Source organism: Alkalibacillus flavidus (assembly GCF_040545925.1).
GTDB lineage: Bacteria > Bacillota > Bacilli > Bacillales > Alkalibacillaceae > Alkalibacillus > Alkalibacillus flavidus.
Window position 1 is genome coordinate 117,856 of the sequence record NZ_JBEPMX010000003.1, and the last position, 16,058, is coordinate 133,913.

18 protein-coding genes are annotated in these 16,058 nt (G+C 44.2%); 8 read left to right on the forward strand and 10 right to left on the reverse strand.

What is annotated here, in order from left to right:
• The first annotated feature begins 1 nt into the window (after nucleotide 1).
• On the forward strand, nucleotides 2-910 hold the full coding sequence (locus tag ABID56_RS04525; RefSeq protein ID WP_354219427.1) for a pseudouridine-5'-phosphate glycosidase: 909 nt from the start codon (nucleotides 2-4) through the stop codon (nucleotides 908-910).
• Nucleotides 911-948: 38 nt separating this feature from the next.
• Here the strand turns inward: ABID56_RS04525 and ABID56_RS04530 are convergent, their stop codons facing one another.
• The 4 genes from ABID56_RS04530 to ABID56_RS04545 form a co-directional block, all read right to left on the reverse strand.
• On the reverse strand, nucleotides 949-1,200 hold the full coding sequence (locus ABID56_RS04530; protein ID WP_354219428.1) for a hypothetical protein: 252 nt from the start codon (nucleotides 1,198-1,200) through the stop codon (nucleotides 949-951).
• A 68-nt stretch (nucleotides 1,201-1,268) separates the two neighbouring features.
• A complete protein-coding gene (locus ABID56_RS04535) occupies nucleotides 1,269-2,342 on the reverse strand; it encodes an alanine racemase (protein ID WP_354219429.1) in 1,074 nt (357 codons plus the stop codon).
• 182 nt (nucleotides 2,343-2,524) lie between these two features.
• Nucleotides 2,525-3,784 carry a YeeE/YedE family protein gene (locus ABID56_RS04540; RefSeq protein WP_354219430.1) on the reverse strand — a complete coding sequence of 420 codons (1,260 nt, stop codon included), beginning with the start codon at nucleotides 3,782-3,784 and terminating at the stop codon, nucleotides 2,525-2,527.
• 142 nt (nucleotides 3,785-3,926) lie between these two features.
• Nucleotides 3,927-4,874, reverse strand: coding sequence for an MBL fold metallo-hydrolase (locus tag ABID56_RS04545; RefSeq protein ID WP_354219431.1), 948 nt, complete (start codon nucleotides 4,872-4,874; stop codon nucleotides 3,927-3,929).
• A gap of 336 nt (nucleotides 4,875-5,210) precedes the next feature.
• Between ABID56_RS04545 and ABID56_RS04550 the strand changes: the two genes are divergently transcribed.
• The gene (locus ABID56_RS04550) at nucleotides 5,211-5,690 is read left to right on the forward strand and encodes a hypothetical protein (protein ID WP_354219432.1); all 480 of its coding nucleotides are present in this window, start codon (nucleotides 5,211-5,213) and stop codon (nucleotides 5,688-5,690) included.
• Between the two features lie 25 nt (nucleotides 5,691-5,715).
• Here ABID56_RS04550 and ABID56_RS04555 read toward each other — a convergent pair whose 3' ends face one another.
• Nucleotides 5,716-5,955: a hypothetical protein gene (locus ABID56_RS04555; RefSeq protein WP_354219433.1), complete on the reverse strand. Its 240-nt coding sequence runs from the start codon at nucleotides 5,953-5,955 to the stop codon at nucleotides 5,716-5,718.
• A gap of 154 nt (nucleotides 5,956-6,109) precedes the next feature.
• On the opposite strand from ABID56_RS04555, the gene ABID56_RS04560 reads away from it, so the two are divergent.
• A complete protein-coding gene (locus ABID56_RS04560) occupies nucleotides 6,110-6,469 on the forward strand; it encodes a hypothetical protein (RefSeq protein WP_354219434.1) in 360 nt (119 codons plus the stop codon).
• A 79-nt stretch (nucleotides 6,470-6,548) separates the two neighbouring features.
• Entirely contained in the window at nucleotides 6,549-7,184 is a 636-nt protein-coding gene (locus ABID56_RS04565) for a GDSL-type esterase/lipase family protein (RefSeq protein WP_354219435.1), read from the forward strand.
• A gap of 216 nt (nucleotides 7,185-7,400) precedes the next feature.
• Here the strand turns inward: ABID56_RS04565 and ABID56_RS04570 are convergent, their stop codons facing one another.
• The 5 genes from ABID56_RS04570 to ABID56_RS04590 form a co-directional block, all read right to left on the reverse strand.
• A complete protein-coding gene (locus ABID56_RS04570) occupies nucleotides 7,401-8,108 on the reverse strand; it encodes a DsbA family oxidoreductase (RefSeq protein WP_354219436.1) in 708 nt (235 codons plus the stop codon).
• 193 nt (nucleotides 8,109-8,301) lie between these two features.
• Nucleotides 8,302-8,619 carry an STAS/SEC14 domain-containing protein gene (locus tag ABID56_RS04575; RefSeq protein WP_354219437.1) on the reverse strand — a complete coding sequence of 106 codons (318 nt, stop codon included), beginning with the start codon at nucleotides 8,617-8,619 and terminating at the stop codon, nucleotides 8,302-8,304.
• 239 nt (nucleotides 8,620-8,858) lie between these two features.
• A complete protein-coding gene (locus tag ABID56_RS04580; RefSeq protein ID WP_354219438.1) occupies nucleotides 8,859-9,215 on the reverse strand; it encodes a DUF779 domain-containing protein in 357 nt (118 codons plus the stop codon).
• Between the two features lie 26 nt (nucleotides 9,216-9,241).
• Nucleotides 9,242-10,762, reverse strand: a complete 1,521-nt coding sequence (gene exaC, locus ABID56_RS04585) for an acetaldehyde dehydrogenase ExaC (protein WP_354219439.1) — start codon at nucleotides 10,760-10,762, stop codon at nucleotides 9,242-9,244.
• Between the two features lie 199 nt (nucleotides 10,763-10,961).
• Nucleotides 10,962-12,155, reverse strand: coding sequence for a multidrug effflux MFS transporter (locus tag ABID56_RS04590; protein WP_354219440.1), 1,194 nt, complete (start codon nucleotides 12,153-12,155; stop codon nucleotides 10,962-10,964).
• Nucleotides 12,156-12,305: 150 nt separating this feature from the next.
• Between ABID56_RS04590 and ABID56_RS04595 the strand changes: the two genes are divergently transcribed.
• The 4 genes from ABID56_RS04595 (at nucleotide 12,306) to ABID56_RS04610 (ending at nucleotide 16,058) form a co-directional block, all read left to right on the forward strand.
• Nucleotides 12,306-13,241: an ABC transporter ATP-binding protein gene (locus tag ABID56_RS04595; protein ID WP_354219441.1), complete on the forward strand. Its 936-nt coding sequence runs from the start codon at nucleotides 12,306-12,308 to the stop codon at nucleotides 13,239-13,241.
• Nucleotides 13,231-14,472: an ABC transporter permease gene (locus tag ABID56_RS04600; protein ID WP_354219442.1), complete on the forward strand. Its 1,242-nt coding sequence runs from the start codon at nucleotides 13,231-13,233 to the stop codon at nucleotides 14,470-14,472. The genes ABID56_RS04595 and ABID56_RS04600 overlap by 11 nt, the downstream gene beginning before the upstream one ends.
• 95 nt (nucleotides 14,473-14,567) lie before the next feature.
• On the forward strand, nucleotides 14,568-15,287 hold the full coding sequence (locus tag ABID56_RS04605) for a DUF421 domain-containing protein (RefSeq protein ID WP_354219443.1): 720 nt from the start codon (nucleotides 14,568-14,570) through the stop codon (nucleotides 15,285-15,287).
• A gap of 63 nt (nucleotides 15,288-15,350) precedes the next feature.
• Nucleotides 15,351-16,058, forward strand: coding sequence for a hypothetical protein (locus ABID56_RS04610; RefSeq protein ID WP_354219444.1), 708 nt, complete (start codon nucleotides 15,351-15,353; stop codon nucleotides 16,056-16,058).

The window sequence follows — 16,058 nt, forward strand, 5'->3', positions numbered from 1 at the left end:
GATGGAACAATTTTTATCTTATACAGATGAGGTGCGCGATGCATTAGAAAGCGGCAAGCCCGTCGTCGCGCTAGAATCAACGATCATTTCACACGGATTACCCTACCCAGAAAATATGGATATGGCGAAAAAAGTTGAAAATATCATTCGCGAGCAAGGCGCTGTACCTGCCACAATCGGCCTCATGGATGGCAAAATTAAAATCGGTTTAACCGAAGATGAATTATATACCTTCGCGACAGAAGAAGGCATTCACAAAGTGAGCCGTCGTGATTTCGCACATATCATCGCGAAACAAGAAACGGGTGCGACGACGGTTGCCGGTACGATGATTGCGGCTAATTTAGCAGGCATTCGCGTGTTCGCAACAGGCGGTATTGGTGGTGTCCACCGCGAAGGCGAATATACGTGGGACGTATCAGCTGACTTACAAGAACTCGCCCAAACGAATGTCGCCGTTGTTTGCGCTGGAGCGAAATCAATCCTAGATATCGGACGAACACTTGAATATCTAGAAACACATGGCGTACCGGTCGTCGGCTACAAGACGAACGCGTTCCCGTCATTCTATTCACGCGAAAGCGAATTTGGCGTCGATTTCAGTATCGATAACCCAGCAGACGTTGCGAAGACACTCCAAACGAAGTGGCAGTTAGGCTTAGACGGCGGGGCTGTTGTGGCAAACCCTGTCCCTAAAGCATCCGAAATTCCGTTTAACGAGATCGAAAGCGTGATCGAACAAGCTTTAAGTGAAGCGAAAGCCGACAATGTGACAGGTAAAGATGTAACACCGTTTATTTTAAGTCGCGTTAAATCGCTAACGGACGGTAAGAGCCTTGAGACCAACCTCGCACTCGTTTATCACAACGCAGAAGTCGCAGGCCAAATCGCCGCCGCTTATCATAGTTAACATAAGGAAAAGCAGTGGTTCAGCTACCACTGCTTTTTTTATGGCACATCATCATACGTCATATTCCCATCGACATCGCCGTCTTCGTCGAGCAATTGAACGAATGATTCGTATTCATCTGACATGTCATCTGCTCGATTTAACGCGTCTTCCTCCGTATCAAACGTTTCATAATCATCTTCTTCACCGACGAAATAGACGTGCCACTGATCGCCTTTAGGTTTTACGATGACACCATGGTCGATCATCTCAGGTTTGACACCGTCATTGGCCTTTTCTTGATCACTCATAAACGATCGCCTCCTTACGCTTTAATATGCGATACGAGCAGACCTTTTATGAATCATCGTGACAAAAATTATTTCGACCCTCCGCGAGCATCAACTGGCCACCATTCACCATTTGACACAGCATAATGATCAAATAAATTGACCGTTACACAGGCATGGTTTGGAATAACGTCAATCGTATCATTAATCTCTAACGGACAATTCGCTTTGATCGGAATGACGCCATGCTCTTCACTCACCTTATCAATAATCAATTCCGGATAACCGACAACACGACCAAATCCAACGACCGACGCATGACCATGCGCGCCTTTTTCAAGCGACAACGCCTTACTGCCCGCATCAATCACGAGTCGCCCGTGTTGTTTCGATACGACTGTCGTTTTAACGGTGACGGCACAATCAGACACGTCTACAACACCAAGTCCAACTTGCACCATATCGTAAAACATCGCATTCCCCGGGCGAATATCCGTCACACCGTCATAACGCCCCGCTTCAAAAACTGTCGGCGTCGTCCCTACACTACGGTGCTTAATCGCGATTCCTGCTGCTTCACACTTTGCTGCGCTCCTCACGACACTGTCAGCCTCAGCTTGCGCAATCGTTTGGCGTTCTTCATCTGACGCTGCACCATATGCGTGCCCAGCATGCGTATAAATCCCTGTTAATTGTAAGCCAGGCAAATCCGTTATGTACCGCGCAAGTTCAACCGCTTCATCGCCAGGCTCAACCCCACAACGGTTCAAACCTGAATTCACTTTCATCCAAACCTCAATGGGTGCATCCGAAAACGCCTCACTCAACAAATCCGCGCCGACCGTTGTATCCACGCTCACGATGACGTGCGCTCGCTTCGTTAACGCCTTTAACCGTTCGATTTTAACCGCTTTCGTCACAGGATAGGCGATCATCACAGACGGCACACCCGCTTCAATCATGACCACTGCTTCATCCAACGTCGCGACCGTCACACCGACCGCCCCAGCATCTACTTGCATTCGTGCAATCCGCTTACTTTTATGCGTTTTGACATGCGGACGAAACGTTAAGTCATTCTCGCGCGCAAACGCTGCCAAACGTTCTACATTCCGCTCCATCGTCGGCAAATCTAAACATAACTGCGGTGTATCGATCGTCATCCGAACGCCTCCCTTTATTTACCAACATATACACATTATCGATTATTGTGCAAGTATCATACCATAAAGTGATAGATTCCACATTACTTTTGCAAGAATCCTAAGTCAATGTGACAGAATCACGTAACATATTGATCGAATCAAAAATCCCTTATGCGTATCACCGCGCATAAGGGATTGATTTAACAGAATGAATCTTTCGGTTTTGGAACAGACAAGCCGAACAATGGCCGTAAATACAGGGCTAAGAACGTTCCTGCAAGTGCCATAAAGCCCCAAATATAACCGTGCAGGCTGAACGATGCAATACCACCGAAGTACGCCCCGATATTACAACCGAACGCTAGGCGCGCCCCGTAACCCATGAATAAACCACCGATCACAGCAGCCGACACATTACCTTTAGTCAAGCGGGTAAATTTAAACAAACCACCCGCAGCAGACGCGATAAACGCACCTAAGATGACACCAAAATTCAACACCGTCGTCGAATCCGTCAAAATCGATGCCTCAAGCGCTGCCGCACTCTCACCTTGCCAGTACGCCCAGCTCGCCACATCCATGCCAAAGAAATCCGCCACTTTCGATCCCCAAAGCGCGAAAGCCGACGTCACACCCCAAGGCGAGCCACGCGTCATAAGCGTTAGCGCGTTTAATACTGCAAGCGCAATCGCCGCCGCAAACAACGGCCAAGACCCGCGAAACAGACGCTTCCACCCCTTAGTCGATGGAACAGATGCCATTTTCGGTGCACTACGACGACGCTCAATCACAAGCGTTAACCAAGCGACTAAGCCGAAAATCGCAATCGATAACAACCACGCACCACCGTAGCCGAAACCAGTCGTCTCAGCGAGTGACACCGGTTGATACGCTGGCAAATCTTCTGTCCAAAACGGCAAGTGAGCCGCGCCAATCGTCGAGCCAACAATAAAGAACAGTAACGTCACGATCATCACTGTACGCCCGCCGCCAACAGCGTAAAGCGTACCCGATGCACAACCGCCACCTAACTGCATGCCGACACCGAATAAAAAGGCACCGACAACTACACTAACACCGACAGGCGCCACATACCCAGATACTCCTGTATCAAAAAAAGAAAGGCCAAACGCCAAAATCGGCGCAAACAACGTCACCGCTACTGCTAACATGACCATATGCGAACGGAGCGCTTTTCCATTACCAACCGACATAAACCGACGGAAAGCTGACGTAAAACCAAAGCGTGCATGAAACAACGTATAACCTAACAGTAGGCCAATCACAAGCAACAACGCTTGCACCCCACTATAAGACACCATCAAATGAATCATTAACCCCGCCGCTACAATTAACGCAGCTATAATCAACTTCATTTGCGGTTTATTTAAACCTGCCTCGTCTTTCGGAACCGACACAGGATCTTTTACTTCACTCACTGGCTGAACTTTTGTCGCCACTTTAAAAACTCCTTTTCTGATAAATTTAATCGGAATTATAATTACATAGATTACTTTAGTCGCTAAAGACGCCTTTCGTCAATTAAAAAACTTGGATTTTACATAAAAAATCTCCCGCCTTATCAAGACGGAAGATAAAAGGTCATTGATCTTCTGTTTTCTTTAGATAATCCACCAATCCCATCGCACACACCCTCATATCCATCTCTAATAACGGATAAATATCATGCTCCCTCGGGACGCCGATATCGTCTAAATAACTAGCAACCCGATCAAAGAGCGCCTGCCGCACTGACTCAACTGGCGCATTAGAACCCCGCTTCACCGCATCCTCACTCAACTCCAAAAATAACGGCAACCAATCGCACATTTGGTCATAAACGACGGCGGGCTCAGTCGACCGCCCGAAGTGGCCAAAGTGAATGGCATCGACACCGAGCGATTCAATCCGTTTGAGTGACTCCAGCATGGCGTTTGGATCAAATTGATTCGGCGACGTCGATGGCAAGACTAACATTTCACCGTATGGTAATGTGTGTGGATAATACACCCCAATCGTATCGCCTGTATAGATCGCATTGGCTTTTGAATCATGAATCGACACGTGATGTTTCGCATGTCCCGGGGTATCGTAAAAGGTCAGTGTCCGCGACCCGATATGAAGGTCACTTCCATCGGGTTGTTCAACTAAACGATCTTCTGGGACAGGGACGACTGGATCAAAAAGGTCATCGAATTGCTCCCCGTATACTGCACGAGCACCTTGAACGAGTTTTGTCGGATCAGCTAAATGACGCTTCCCGCGCGGGTGAACGTGGACCGTTGCATTTGGACAGCTTTGTAACAACACCCCGACACCACCTGCATGATCTAAGTGCACGTGGGTGACGATAATATGCCGCACGCGCTCGGGATTTTCGCCAATTGCTTTTAACCCATCTAACAAATGCGGAATGGATGGACTCGCACTCGTTTCAATCACTGTCAGCTCATCATCCTGTATCACATACGCCCCCGTTCGATTCGGTAAGCCTAAATCATAGACATCTATTAATGACACATCTTCATCCAGTAATTCAACTTTTGGCATAGAACCCCTCTTTTCGATGGAATTGGTTATATTATATTTATTTCGTGACACTTATCGGTAATTCCTTCTATTTTAATGTCGTTTATGGCAAGATAAAGTAAGTTAGGAGGTTTCAGTATGGAAACATTTTTATTCAGTAATTGGTTTTTAATTGTTTGGATTGCATTTTTCATCTTATTATTCGTGATTTATGTTAAAAAAAGTTAATATTAATTAAAATATGTTAATTATATAGCGCTTTCATATTTGTTAAATGGGAATTATCCTATTTATTTACTGCATAAAACGCATTTTAATGGTATGATGTGACTACACCTAATGTATAGGAGGCACATCATGGGACCTATCAACCTTAGACCGGCAGGACGAAATGACTATGATATGATCGACGACATGATCAAACAAAGCCTTAAACACGAACGACATCACGCTGGGCGACCGCATTTAAAAGGATTTGTCGATTTAAAAGAAGCGATCGAACGCCACAACAACTATATTCATCACGGCGCCATGATGATTGACTTAAACAAAGAAACGGTTGGATTAGTCGGTTTACTTTACGAAGAAGGTCAATCAGATGCTTGGGTGGTCGGGCCGTTTATCAACGAACCCTATCATTCGACGACCTTTTTACAAATCATTTTGGAAGAACTGCTTCAATTAACGTATCGGACGTTTTCCGAATTGTATATCAATGTACCGACGAGCAATTTTGCTTTAAAACGAGCCATCGAACGAACATCTTGGAATATATCCGAGCACAGAAACCAAGAAACCACATATTATACATCCTTAAAAAACACGCTGACTCTATAGCGAACTATAGGTCAGCGTGTTTTTATTACGCTACATATTGATCAACATGACTATCTTCGGCGTGGCTTACATTCATTTCAATGTCAAAACCTTGGCTGCTGCCACCGCCACCTTGTCCGCCACCGAACATCGGGAAGACAAAGTAAACGAAGAATCCTAGAATTAATAACGTTATAATGATTGCTGTAATGGATTTAATCGCTGTAGCGCCTGTACGACTCGGGTCTTCGTGTCTTTCAACATATTCTTTCTTTTTATCTTCCATTGTTAAACCCTCCTATTGTTGTTTGCTTACTAGTGACATACCCACCTTTTATCGTTCGTTAAACAAAATATGACTAAAATGTGACAAATGTCTCAGTCACGCAAAAGGTTATGGGCCGCATATAGTATCAGTGTCACGATTAAGGAGGGATTTAATGAACTCGAATATGAAGCCTAATAACGAACAAATGCATGATTTTTGCCGCGATCATCATATGCACTTTGTCCATCTCGAAACTGGGGATGGACAATTGTTTGATGGTATTATTGATGATGTCGATCACGACGGGGTTATCCTTATTTTGCCGTGGGGTGAGATGGGTAACATGCAAGACGAACGAAATAATCCAAATTATGGCTACGGCCCTGGGTCAGGATACGGCTATGGGCCAGGTTACCCGGGACAGCCGGGGTATGGATCACCCGGACGGTACCCTAGACGATTCCGCCGCTTCAGACGACAACGTTTTCCATTCAGATTAATCAACCGCATTTTGTTTCCGTTCTTTTATTAAAAATACGAACACCCACCCATACACAATGGCCTTATCGTACATCTAATGTGATAAGGCCGTATTAAAGGGTGGGTTTTTTATGAACAAGGATGTGTACTACCGTGCTTTAGGTGATTCATTAACATTAGGTTTAGGACCATTATTACATCGAGGGTTTGTCTATGATTACAGCAACCACCTCGTCCAAACGCTTCGGCAACCTGTCAGAACAGAGGTTGTTGCACGCAAAGGAATGACGAGTGGTGACTTAATCACCGCTTTAAACGACGACTATTTACGGATGAGGGTCGCACAATCACACGTTATCACAATTACCGTCGGCGGCAACGACTTACTACAAGCGCACCAACAATTTTTAAACACCCTCAACCCCGTATCGTTTGAACGAGCAGAGCAGTTATTTTATGAGCATATCACGGATTTGTTGTTTGAGATCTATTTACTGAAATCGTTACACCCCACCCCTTACTTCATAAGACTGATCGGGTTGTATAACCCATTTCCACAGTTGCCTTACAGCGCATTTTGGATCAACCGGTTTAACGCCATTTTGCAGTCGATGACATCGTCAGTAGTTCGCTACGTCGATTTAATGTCACCATTTACCCAATACGGCCGACGCGCACTAGCGTGGGGTGGCATCCATCCGAACCGACGAGGTTACCGGTTGATCACGCAAGCGCTTATCGAATCAGGGTATAATCCGTTGCTTTAAAATGTATGGAAGTCGCTCTATTCCCGTCGAGACCGCTCAATTAAAAGGCGCAGTTGCTCTAATCACCTGACAGTCGCTCTATTAACCGCGACGGTCGCTCATATTTTTTATAAGATGCTCTATTTAATAGGAAATCACGCGGCGACTAGAACGCGGTCCATTCTTTAAAACATCCTAAAAAAAGTGACCCGCTCATTTACACGGATCACCATTCACTTATTGACACGACTCATCATCGCAATATTCTGTTGTCGATTGCGTGTTCATCATTTGTAGCTTCGGTTCTTGTTTTTCTTCTTCGTACACTTTTTCAAGTACTTGCGTGAAGGTGTCGATTGGTTGCGCACCACTGACAGCATATTTTTCGTTAAACACAAAGAACGGTACACCTTGCACGCCGATATCGCCAGCATCTTGAATATCGCGACTCACATTCGCATTAAACGCTCCGGATTGAAGGGCGTTCAACGCTTCATCGCGGTTTAGCCCCACCGCTTCTGCACGATCTCCTAACACCGTCTCATCACTTACGTCTAACCCTTCTGTAAAATAGGCTTGCATAAGCGAATCCGTCAGCTCATTACCTTTACCTTCTTGTTTTGCAAACTGAATCAAACGTTGCGCGTCTTTCGTGTTCGTTGGAATGATCGCATCCATGTTGAATGTCAATCCGACTTCTCGTGCTTGCTCAGCCATTTGCTGATTCATCTCGCGCCCTTGTTCGTATGGCACTTGATATTTCGTCGCTAACATCTCATGAATATCGTTATACTGTCCCGGCTGAACAGTTGGGTCTAATTGGAAGCTTTTAAACGCTACAGACACCTTTTCTGGTGCTTCAAATTGTTCTAACGCCGCTTCAAATCGACGTTTGCCTATATAACAAAACGGACATACGACATCCGACCAAATTTCGACTTTCATAATATGAGCCTCCTCATTTACGCTAATTCAGTTCATATTATTACGGATTCAGGCCGGAAAAATCAACTCATATGTTTACACAAACAAAAAAGTACGCAGCCTCGAATAGCACTGCGCAACATTTGTTTAATATCTGTATAATTTAGTTTGCTTGTAAAAACGATAACGCTTCATCGTTTGAAGTAAAGTGGAATTAGTTGTTAGGATTCGATTCTTTTGCCGTCCGTTTAAGCTGCATTTTCGCTAAATTACTTTCGACGATAACAGCGGCGCGATTCATTCCGATATCTAACAACCATTGTTGGTGCTTCACCAATTCTTGCTGCGCGTCTTGCACAAAGACTTTAACCCCAGCCATATCAACCATGACATCAAATGTATCCTTATTCATCTGTTTGACTGCTTTTTCGATATCTTTGTTGGCACTCTGGATATCTTCAGTCGACACATTCCCTTTCCATTCGATCTTAATAATTCCTTTACGACGCCCCATCACATCCACATTGTACATGTTCTTTATCTTCATTGCATAACTTTTGTGTAATTAAAACACCCCCTTTCATGTTTTTAAAACCTTTTTCTTAAATTTTTTTGATCTTTTATATCTATTTATTAAATAACTCCGCCCACTTTTGAAATAAATAAATGAAGTTATGAAATAAATCGAACGATTTATTTCATAACTTCAAAACCACTCCCCCTAAAACAGAAAAAAGGATCAAGGCGTCAGACGCCTTGATCCTTTTTCACTTATCGATTCAATTGTTTATTCTCTTCGTCCGTAAACGCTCGTGATCGGGTCAGGAATCGTTTACCGTGCCGACCTTCTAGTGAAAACATGCCACCGCGGCCATCGACGACATCGATGATGAGCTGGGTATGCTTCCAATAGTCGAATTGGCTTTTGTGCATATAAAACGGCGCGCCACCAATATCGCCGAGATAAACGTCTTGATCGCCAATCATGAGATCGCCTTCAGGGTAACACATCGGCGAACTGCCATCACAACAGCCACCCGATTGATGAAACATAATATTACCATGTTCGGCTTTAATCTTATCGATCAATTCTAACGTGGCGTCGGTTGCTGTGACTCGTTCGACCATACGCTTTACCCCCTTTCCGCTCTATTTTAGAAGAATCCTAGTTTCTGTGGCGTGTAGCTCACGAGTAAATTCTTCGTTTGTTGGTAATGTTCGAGCATCATCTTATGATTTTCGCGGCCAATACCGGACATCTTATAGCCACCGAACGCGGCATGAGCTGGATAATCGTGATAACAATTCGTCCATACACGTCCTGCTTCAATCGCACGTCCGAAACGATATGCCGTATTAATATTTCGTGTCCATACACCTGCACCTAACCCGTACAATGTGTCATTCGCGATTTCGAGCGCTTCTTCATCTGTCTTAAATGTCGTAACAGCTAATACTGGACCAAAAATCTCTTCTTGGAAAATACGCATGCTATTGTCACCTTTAAACACTGTCGGCTCAACGTAGTAACCTTCCGCAAACTCACCGTCTTTCTTGTTTTGCTCACCACCGACTAAACATTCAGCGCCTTCTTGTTTACCAATATCTAAATAAGACAAGATCTTCTCTAACTGCTCCCTCGAAGCTTGCGCGCCCATCATCGTATTCGGGTCAAGCGGGTTGCCTGTCGCGATTTCTTTCACACGTTTCAGCGCACGTTCCATAAATTCATCATAAATATCCTCATGAATAAGCGCACGAGACGGACATGTACAGACTTCCCCTTGGTTTAGCGCAAACATCACTAACCCTTCGATCGCTTTGTCTAAGAAATCATCATCTTCATCCATGACATCTTTGAAGAAAATATTCGGTGATTTACCACCCAATTCTAATGTGACAGGAATAATATTTTGCGATGCGTACTGCATAATCATTCGGCCCGTTGTCGTCTCACCTGTAAATGCCACTTTACCGACTCGATCGCTCGACGCTAACGGTTTACCAGTATCGAGACCAAAGCCGTTCACGACGTTTAATACACCAGCTGGCAATAAATCCTCAATTAATTCCATCAACACCAATATCGTCGCAGGCGTCTGTTCCGCTGGCTTCAAAACAACACAGTTACCCGTCGCAAGAGCTGGCGCTAGCTTCCACGTCGCCATTAAAATTGGGAAGTTCCACGGAATGATTTGTCCGACGACACCGATTGGCTCATGGAAATGATATGCGACGGTATCGTGGTTAATTTCACCAATCGACCCTTCTTGAGCACGGATTGCCCCCGCGAAATAACGGAAATGATCGGCTGCTAATGGCAGGTCTGCGTTCAACGTCTCTCGCACCGCCTTGCCGTTATCCCACGTTTCAGCGACCGCTAACATTTCTAAATTGTCTTCAATTCGATCCGCGATCTTGTTTAAAATTTTCGCCCGCTCAGCAACGGATGTTTGGCCCCATGATTCTTTTGCTGCATGTGCTGCATCAAGCGCTAAATCAACATCCTCTTTCGTCGATGCCGGAATTTCACAAAATGCTTGACCTGTAACAGGTGTCACGTTATCAAAATAATTGCCATTCACCGGCGCTTTCCATTCACCGCCGATAAAGTTCTCGTAGCGCTTTTTAAAATGCATCACTGCCCCATCTGTGTTTGGAAATGCATACGTCATTAACGAATTCCTCCCCTAAATCATTTGTTTTGTTAGATTGTAAGACATGCCATTTGTAATGTATGCGCTTTCACAATTATGTATGACTGTCAAAAGGACACTCTCACAAGCTTAATATATATTTTATCATAAAAATTGTAATTTTCAAACAAAAACACCTAAAACAAAACCACAGCTGTCAAACTGTGGTTTCAATGTCCTATGATGTTACGCGTCGTTGTCTGACGAACGCTAGGTAACTGCCGACCAATAACAGTTGGCTCGTTAAAATAATAACCGCAAGCGGTAAAATGACGTCCGTACCAAAAATACCGACGATCGGGGCAGCAGATCCACCAAAAATAAACTGAAATAAACCGAGTAAAGCTGAAGCACTTCCTGCATTATCGCCTTGCGTTTGCATTGCTAATGACAGACTCGTCGGGTTAATTAATCCTGTGCTTGATGTGATACAAAACAAGCCGATAATCACCATAATGAGCCCGCCATTTAATAGTGACGCGAGCACGAGCATCGACCCACCAGTGAGCGCAACGAAAAAGCCTGCGATTAATAGTTTTTCTTCTGATATCACGCCGGAGAAACGGCCCACCACTTGGCTCATCGAAATAAACCCTAACGCATTCATCCCGAAAATCATCGCATATGTTTGGGGTGACAGACTAAAGATATCTTGCAATATAAATGATGACCCCGAAATATAGGAGAACATCGCTGCCGCTGCAAACCCTTGTATCATCGCAAAGCCCATGTAGCGTCGATTTTTGATTAATGAAGCAAATATGTTCAACGTCGTCTTCATATTACCATCTGATCGTTTTTCTTGTGGTAATGATTCGACTAACCTGAAAATCGCAATAAAGGTTAAGACGATACCCACGATCGACAATATCGTAAACAAGCCGCGCCAGCCTGTAAATAATAATATTTGACCGCCAATCATTGGTGCTAAAATCGGTGCGAGACCCATGACTAACACAAGCAATGAAAACATTTTCGTTAGCTGCGTGCCAGTATATAAATCACGAATAATTGACCGCGAAATGACAATCCCACCAGCTCCAGAAAAGCCTTGGACGAACCGCGCGATAATAAGCACCCAAACATTCGGTGCTATAGCACAGACAATCGATGCCAGAACATAAACGGCGATCGAGATAATGAGCGGTTTTTTTCGACCAAATATATCACTCAACGTCCCGAGTGTTAATTGACCGAACGCAATTCCGAGCAATGATGTCGTTAAACTTAATTGAATAAGCGACGCTGGGCTGTTCAAATCATTCGACAGTTCCGGAAAAGCGGGTAAATATAAATCAATCGTCAGAGGCACAAGTGCTGTGAACGCTCCAAGCATTAATAGTAGTTTCCAATTCGTTGTACGATCTGACATACTAATATCTCTCCCTTTCATCACAACGACTATCATATAACAATTTTTGCAAAATATAAAGAAAAAGGGTTTCAAAATATGGTACGATAAATATAGTAAAAAGTAGAATTTCAATGGGGAAACTTATATTTTTATAAGGGAGAGAGATAATTGGAACAAGTATTAAGTGTTAAGCAGTTGCAAAAGTCATTCAAAGACACACAAGTGCTCCACGACATTACCTTCGACGTCCATAAAGGCGAGATTATGGCCGTCTTAGGACCAAACGGAGCCGGGAAGTCAACGACGATTCGTAATATTATGGGGATTATGTACCCTGACGGGGGTGAGGTCGTCTTTCATAACCATCACGGAGACACGATTCCACGTCACAAAATCGGCTATTTGCCAGAGGAACGCGGGTTATATAAAAACGTCAAAGTAATGGACATTTTACTTTATTTCGCCGAATTAAAAGATTACCCGCTCGACCGCGCGAAAGAACGGGCGCTCGACTATTTAAAACGATTCGATCTCGAAGGTAAAGAAAACGTCTCTGTGGAAGAATTATCGAAAGGGATGGGTCAAAAAGTCCAGTTCATCGGGTCAATCATTCATGAACCAGAACTGCTTATTTTAGACGAACCATTCTCTGGTTTAGACCCTGTCAGTCAAGATGTGTTTAAACGCGAAATTAAAAAACTAGCCGATAATGGAACCGCGATCTTACTCAGCTCGCACCAGATGAACCTCGTCGAAGAAATGTGTGACCGCCTGTTTTTAATGAACAAGGGCCAGCAAGTTATTTATGGGGCGATGAAAGATGTGAAAGCGGAGTATGCGAACTTTAAGTGTACGATTTACGGCGACAATGACGTTGCCACACTCGAGGCGATTCAAGACGTCACACGGGTCGAACAAGATGGCTCAACGTCTGTCTTATATCTCGATCGTGACGTCACATTGCCTGGTTGGCTATCGAATATCCCGGGTGATCTCGACGTGCAAGAAATCTTCGTCGATCGAATCTCATTACACGAAATTTTCGTCGATGTGGCGCTCGGCCGCTCGATCGCAGCAAAGGAAGGTGTTTTAGATGCGGAATAGTTTTAAGGTCGGTAAATGGGAACTGAAACGCAATCTCAAAAGTAAATCATTTTTAATTTCACTCTTTTTAACACCACTCATCTTCATCTTTTTCGCGACAGTGCCCAGTTTATTAATGAGTGATGATGAAGGAAGCGACGCAACGACAGTTTATGTGAACGACTCGATTGGTGCGTATTCGTTAGTTGAATCCGTCGTTAATCAACAAGATTTTCTCAATTGGAATGTCACAGAAACAGATGACAGTCTAGAGGATGTTAGAGGCACATTACAAGAAGAAGGAAATGCCGCGTTTGTCGCTCTAAACGAAGCGACGCTTGAGAACGGTGTCGTCAATTACGCAACGGGAAGTGATATTGGGGGTAATTTCCCAGCTCAAATCCAAGCATTAGAGCAACCCATTAAACAGTTACAAATCCAACAAGCTGATTTGACTGAAGAACAAGCGAACTTAGTCGCAACACCTGTCCAGTTCCAAATGGCTGATCAACCGAGCTCGTCTGACGTCACAAGTAACTCTCCTGCTGGTTTCGCAGAAGACCCGTTTAAAAATGGAATCCCAGCGATGTTCGGTGGGATTGTGTTATTTTCAATTGTCATTACAGGGATGATGATTTTCCAAAGTGCGTCACAAGAGAAGAAAGAAAAAGTCGCCGAAATTATTTTATCATCTGTCACACCCGCTGAACTCATGCAAGGTAAAATTATCGGGTACTTCGGGCTTGGGCTATTTCAAGTGACAGTTTGGATGGTATTTATCATTCCGCTATCCGTCTATTTAGTCGATGATATCCCGATCATTGATTACTTACTGACGCCACAACTCCTATTGTTTGTGCTCATCGCGATTTTAGGTTACTTACTCTTCGCGTCGTTATTCGTTGGTCTCGGTGCGACGTTAGAAGATGCGAATTCAAGTAGTAACTTCCAAGGTATGGTCATGATGCTACCATTTTTACCGGTTGTCTTAATTGGCCCTGTCTTGTCTGACCCAACTGGTTTAGCCGCACAGGTAGGCACGTACATTCCGTTTACGTCGCCTGCTATATTGATGATGCGCCTTGCGATTATCGATGAATGGCCTTGGATGGATATTATCATTGGCTTAGCGATTTTAATCGTCAGTATTTGGGTCTGTATGAAACTGGCCGGTAAGATCTTCAAAATCGGTATTTTAATTTACGGTAAAAACGCAACACCTCAAGAAATTTTGAAATGGCTAAGAGCATAATTTATGAAAACGGGCGCAGATACGCGTCCGTTTTTTTATGTTTTGAACATCATGAGACATACTAAGCGCACACGTCTTGTTTAGGAGAGTTTACGATGCCAGAAACGTTACAACAATCACTCATCGTCATGGGTCGTGTCGTCACGATTTTACCCCTCTTATTAGCTATGACATTGTTCATGGGTAAGCGAACGATCGGCGAGTTACCGGTGTTTGATTTTTTGATTATCATTTCATTAGGCTCGATTGTCGGCGCTGATTTAGCAGACCCATCGATTAGTCATATTTATACGGCTGTCGCGATCGTTTCCGTCGCCTTACTGCAAAAATTGATCACCGCATTGAAGCTTAAGTATCGTCCATTCGGCAAGCTGATCACGTTCGAACCGACAGTTGTCATTCAAAACGGTGAACTACTTAAACAAAATATGAGACGGATCGGCTATACGTTAGATAACGTCCTCCAGTTACTGCGGGAAAAAGATATATTTGACTTGCGTGATGTGAAGACCGCGATTGTCGAGCCAAGTGGACATCTTAGTGTATTAAAAACATCCGCTCAAACGACCGTGACGCGTGACGATTTACAACTAGCGGGGCCGCCTGCGCAACTAGCTTTACCCGTCATTGTGGAAGGGGTTATTTATCACAACGTATTAAAGGAATTGAATGTTAGCGAGGATTGGCTGATGGGACAACTGAAGCAACGCGGGGTTTCTTTAGAAGATATTTTTTATGCGACAATCGACCAACAAGGAGCACTATTTATGGCTCAAAATCATTCTAGTCAGTCTGCGCCGCCAATTTTGCATTAACTATGCACAGTCGGTGTGCTTGATGGATACAATACAGTAACCTAAATAAATGAGGTGTTACGTATGACATCCTATCCAACCATTAACGGCGTTCGTTTAAAGGCGATTGACCTCTTTCAAGGTGGCACTCTTTTGGCCTCTTACCCACCACAGGATGAGCATGTGAGAGAGGCAACGGAGTCACTCGCACTTGTCGGTACATTCGACGATGGCTCACAACAAACTTTCACACTACCTGTTGCGACGAGAAGACCTAGCGACTTTAAACCAGGGGATATTTTAGTGGCTAGCGATAATTACGGGGATGTTTACCCTCCTGGTTATATCGGACATTCGGCGATCGTCATTGATGACTCACATTTAATTGAAGCTGTCACATCTTACCCGCAAGTACGGCGTGCACCGATCGATAATTTTTTATCGATTCATACACAAGTGATGCATGCTCGCCCGAAAGACCCCCGTCTAGGCGCCGCAGCAGCTGACTATGCGAAAGAATACTTACGAGCGTATACGTCGAATTTGAATCAAGATAAAGCTGTACCCGAATTTTCGTTCACAACAAGTGTTCCGTTAAATGACCCAAATGACGCCATTTACTGTTCGAAACTCGTCTGGCTCAGTTACTATTACGGCGCTGACGTCATGTTTGATAACAATTTCTTTTTATTTGCTCCCGTTGATTTAGAAGCCAATCTTGAAAACGACGATCGCTTTGACGTATTGTATAAACATCCGGAGTTTGATTTCAAAATTAGCCTGAAACTTTAA

Excerpts from the sequence above, each read along its gene's own strand:
- ABID56_RS04525 (WP_354219427.1), top strand. The coding sequence starts at position 2 with ATGGAACAATTTTTATCTTATACAGATGAGGTGCGCGATGCATTAGAA.
- ABID56_RS04530 (WP_354219428.1), bottom strand. The coding sequence starts at position 1,200 with ATGAGTGATCAAGAAAAGGCCAATGACGGTGTCAAACCTGAGATGATC.
- ABID56_RS04535 (WP_354219429.1), bottom strand. The coding sequence starts at position 2,342 with ATGACGATCGATACACCGCAGTTATGTTTAGATTTGCCGACGATGGAG.
- ABID56_RS04545 (WP_354219431.1), bottom strand. The coding sequence starts at position 4,874 with ATGCCAAAAGTTGAATTACTGGATGAAGATGTGTCATTAATAGATGTC.
- ABID56_RS04550 (WP_354219432.1), top strand. The coding sequence starts at position 5,211 with ATGGGACCTATCAACCTTAGACCGGCAGGACGAAATGACTATGATATG.
- ABID56_RS04555 (WP_354219433.1), bottom strand. The coding sequence starts at position 5,955 with ATGGAAGATAAAAAGAAAGAATATGTTGAAAGACACGAAGACCCGAGT.
- ABID56_RS04560 (WP_354219434.1), top strand. The coding sequence starts at position 6,110 with ATGAACTCGAATATGAAGCCTAATAACGAACAAATGCATGATTTTTGC.
- ABID56_RS04565 (WP_354219435.1), top strand. The coding sequence starts at position 6,549 with ATGAACAAGGATGTGTACTACCGTGCTTTAGGTGATTCATTAACATTA.
- ABID56_RS04570 (WP_354219436.1), bottom strand. The coding sequence starts at position 8,108 with ATGAAAGTCGAAATTTGGTCGGATGTCGTATGTCCGTTTTGTTATATA.
- ABID56_RS04575 (WP_354219437.1), bottom strand. The coding sequence starts at position 8,619 with ATGTACAATGTGGATGTGATGGGGCGTCGTAAAGGAATTATTAAGATC.
- ABID56_RS04580 (WP_354219438.1), bottom strand. The coding sequence starts at position 9,215 with ATGGTCGAACGAGTCACAGCAACCGACGCCACGTTAGAATTGATCGAT.
- exaC (WP_354219439.1), bottom strand. The coding sequence starts at position 10,762 with ATGACGTATGCATTTCCAAACACAGATGGGGCAGTGATGCATTTTAAA.
- ABID56_RS04590 (WP_354219440.1), bottom strand. The coding sequence starts at position 12,155 with ATGTCAGATCGTACAACGAATTGGAAACTACTATTAATGCTTGGAGCG.
- ABID56_RS04600 (WP_354219442.1), top strand. The coding sequence starts at position 13,231 with ATGCGGAATAGTTTTAAGGTCGGTAAATGGGAACTGAAACGCAATCTC.
- ABID56_RS04605 (WP_354219443.1), top strand. The coding sequence starts at position 14,568 with ATGCCAGAAACGTTACAACAATCACTCATCGTCATGGGTCGTGTCGTC.
- ABID56_RS04610 (WP_354219444.1), top strand. The coding sequence starts at position 15,351 with ATGACATCCTATCCAACCATTAACGGCGTTCGTTTAAAGGCGATTGAC.